Source organism: Actinoplanes subglobosus, from assembly GCF_042650585.1.
Lineage (GTDB): Bacteria > Actinomycetota > Actinomycetes > Mycobacteriales > Micromonosporaceae > Actinoplanes > Actinoplanes subglobosus.
This window is the reverse complement of record NZ_JBHSBL010000034.1, coordinates 1-3,379: the sequence shown is the minus strand read 5'-3', so window position 1 is coordinate 3,379 and position 3,379 is coordinate 1. Positions and strand designations below refer to the sequence as shown.

3 protein-coding genes are annotated in these 3,379 nt (G+C 76.3%); all 3 read right to left on the bottom strand.

The genetic code is table 11. The features are described 5' to 3' along the window. A partial coding sequence (locus ACFO0C_RS45775) for a hypothetical protein (RefSeq protein ID WP_378073168.1) occupies positions 1 to 427 on the bottom strand: 427 nt, incomplete at its 3' end. Then, positions 420 to 2,333, bottom strand: a complete 1,914-nt coding sequence (locus ACFO0C_RS45770) for an ATP-binding protein (protein ID WP_378073167.1) — start codon at positions 2,331 to 2,333, stop codon at positions 420 to 422. The genes ACFO0C_RS45775 and ACFO0C_RS45770, both read right to left, overlap by 8 nt. Next, on the bottom strand, positions 2,326 to 3,379 hold a 1,054-nt coding region (locus ACFO0C_RS45765; protein WP_378073166.1), incomplete at its 5' end, for a hypothetical protein. The genes ACFO0C_RS45770 and ACFO0C_RS45765, both read right to left, overlap by 8 nt.

The window sequence follows — 3,379 nt, the reverse complement described above, 5'->3', positions numbered from 1 at the left end:
TCCGTGCGGCACCCACCGCGGACTCGGCCCGGGCCGTCAGCGACGACCACTCGGCCAGCGCGGCCGACGCGACGGCGGCCCGTTCGGTCGCCTCCCGCAGCCGCACCCGCAGGCCGGCGTCGGTGATCAGTGCGGCCCGCAGTTGCCCCTGGAACGTGGCGGTGTCGGCCGGGTTGCCCACACCGGACAGCGCCTGACGGATGCGGCTCTGCTCGGCCCGGCAGGCGGCCAGGGCGGCGCGGGCGGTCGCCACGTGCTGGGTGGCGCCCAGTTCGGTGGCCCAGTCGCCGGGGTCGAGGGCGTCCGGGGTGGGGTGCCGGCGGTCGAGTGCGGCGCGGGCGGCGGCCAGTCCCGCGTTCGCCGCGTCCCGGCGGGCGGTCATCGTGGTGAGCCGGGCCTGTGCCCGGTCGGCCAGGTTCTCAGCCATGGGGTCCTCCTCGGTGCCGGGCTGAACGGGACGCGGGCCCGCCGGGGATCGAGCGGCCGGCCTTGCGGTACTCGTCACGGACCGCGTCGATCAGCGCGTCCTGGTCGATGGGGTGGCCGCCCGCGGCGGCGGTGTAGGCGGCCGACAGGGCGGCGTTACGGATCAGCCCGCCGGTCATCTCGTAGACGGCGGCGAGCCGGGCCGGGTCGACGTCCGCGGCGAGCGGGGCGCCGGGAGGCAGGTGCGACCTCCAGAGACGCTCCCGGGCCGGGCGGTCCGGCTCCTCGACGTCGAGGATCACATCGAGACGGCGTACGAACGCGTCGTCCATGCTGCGCCGCAGGTTGGTGGCGAGCGCGACCAGCCCGTCGGACCGGTCGATGCGGCCCAGCAGGTAGGCGGTCTCCAGATTGGCCCAGCGCCCCTGGGCGTCGGACGCGTCGGTGCGCTGCCCGAACACGGCGTCGGCCTCGTCGAAGAAGAGCACCGCCTGGCAGTGTTCGGCGGCGTCGAACACCTCGCCGATGTTCTTCTCGGTCTCGCCCAGCCACTTGCTGACCAGCGCGGCCAGGTCGACGACGAGCAGGTCCAGGCCGAGTTCACCGGCGATCGCCTCGACCGCCAGGGTCTTGCCGGTGCCGGGTGGTCCGGACAGCAGCATCCGCACCCCGCCGGGATGCCGGGCGGCGGCACCGAACCCCCAGTCGTGCAGCACCCGTGCCTGCCCACGGACCCGGTCGACCACCGACCGCAGCGCCCGGATCTGGTCGGCGGGCAGCACGAGACGGTCCAGGCCGGCGGCCGGGCGGACCAGGCGGACGGTCGGCGGCAGGCGCAGCACGGTACGCCGGCGCACCCGCTCGACCACGCCGGCCACCGTCACCGCGCCGGTGGCCCCGGTGTCACGGACCGCCCTGGTCGCGCCGATCCGGCCCACCCGCAGGAGCCCGGCCAGTTCGCCGGCGGCGCCGTTGTGGGCGGGCAGCAGGCTCTGCCACAGGGCGACGGCGTCGCCCAGGCCGGGCCGGGGCAGGTCGACGGTGACGGCGGGCCGGTCGTCGAGGGGGACGCCGGTGGCGGACGAGGCCACGACCACCGGCCCGGGATGCCCGGGCAGCGGCGGCGACTGCGGACTGCCGACGACGATCGGCACGGCCCCGCGGGCGGCCAGATGGGCGGTCCACAGGTCGTCGCGGTCGGTGCCCACCTCGCCGGCCGGCACGCCGACGGCACCGGCGACCGCGAGTGAGGCGGCGTCGGCGGTGAGTGAGGTGGCGGCGGTGAGTGAGGTGGCGGCCAGGGCGGCCAGTTCCAGGTCGTCGCGGCCGTCGCCGGTGATCACGATGACCTGCGGGCCGGGCGTCAGCGGGAACAACGCGGGGCCCGGGAGGTCCGGCAGGGGCACCGGGCGCAGGGTGGCGGGCCAGCAGTCGACGCCGCGCAGCACGCTCCACAGGCCGGGCGGCAGGCGCAGGCCGCGTTCCGGCAGGGGGACCGTGTCAGGGCCGGTCACCAGGCGGAACCGGCGCAGCGGCCCGGCCTCCAGAGCCCGGCGCAGGTGGATGCGGGCGGCATCGCCGAGGTCGAGGACGGCGGCGGCGGTGGCCGGGGTGAACCAGGGTTCGGCCGCCGGGTTCAGCGCCCGGGCCAGGCGGGTCAGCGCCTCGTGTTCCTCGGGGAGGCCGGCGAGCAGCAGCAGGTCGTACTCGAAAGGGGTCAGCCCGGTCGCCGCGGCCAGCCGCGGAGCCGCGCCGCAGCAGGTTTCGGCCGCGAGCGCGGCGGCGAGAAGGCCGAGCGGCTCGGCGGACGGCAGGCCCATCAGCGAGGTGGTCAGGGAGGTGGACAGGGAGGCGAGCCGCTCGATCAGGGCGGCGGCGCGGGCGGGAAGGGGCGTCAGCTCAGACATAGCGGAACCGCACGACCGCGCCGAGCCACCACACGAAACCGGGATCCAGGTCCAGGCCGGCCGCCCGGATCCGGGTGTCGACGTCATCCAGGGAGAAGGTGATCTCGATCCAGCCGGGCCGGGCGTCGATCGAGGCCGTCCGCCGCCAGAACCAGCCGAGGTCGTCGTCCGGCTCGGTCCGCAGCATCCGCCGCAGTCCGTCGGCCACCTGCTCGGTGAGCCCGTCCAGCGCCGCCTCGGCAGCCGGTTCCGGTTCGTCTGATTCCTCCATCAACAGTCGGACGGCCGGATCGTCCGTTGACGCCCCGGTCAGGCGGCTCGCGAGCCAGCCCACGACCGTTCCCGGTGGATGCTCGCTGAGCGGGCCCGCCGTCCAGGGGAACGGCTCGATCAGGTCCAGCACGCGGGGAAGGAAGAACACCCCACCCATCGGTGTCGTGACCGATTCGACCAGCCGCCCTTCCGTGGGTGAAATGTCCGAACCAGGGCGTGCGGGTGCTGCGGGTGTCTCGTCAGCAGGACCGGCGGCCCTGCGGGCGGGAGCCGCGCTGGACGGGCGCCCGGCGGGAGTGGTGGTGGGCGAGGACGAGGTGGCGGTGGGAGCCGGCGGCGGGGAGGAACTGCTGGCCGGGCCGGGCGGAAGCGGTGGCGGGGCCGGTCGGGTGGCGGGTGAGCTCGGGGGAAGCGGTGACGGGGAGGAGCGGGTGCCGGGCGGAGCCGATGGCGGGGAGACACGGGGTCCGCCGCTCAGCAGGTGATCGACGACGAAGGCGACAGCGGGCCCGGAGCGGGACAGCGCGGGCTGGACGCAGAGCAGCAGCAGCTGTGCGATCGCCGTCCGTGCCGTCCGGGGGAGCGCGGCGATCGTCGCGGCCGGCAGCCCGCGGACCACCGGATGGTCGAGGGCCGCGGGCCGGGGAACGGCGGCGGTTGTCACGAGGGTGGCCGGGCCGGTCTCCCGGTGGACGGCGTCGGCGACCTCCGCCCAGCCTTCGGCGGTCAACGGGACCGGGCCCGCCGCGGCGGCCGCGGTGACCTCGGCGCAG

Coding starts and splice junctions, on each gene's coding strand:
- ACFO0C_RS45770 (WP_378073167.1), bottom strand. CDS start 2,333: ATGTCTGAGCTGACGCCCCTTCCCGCCCGCGCCGCCGCCCTGATCGAG.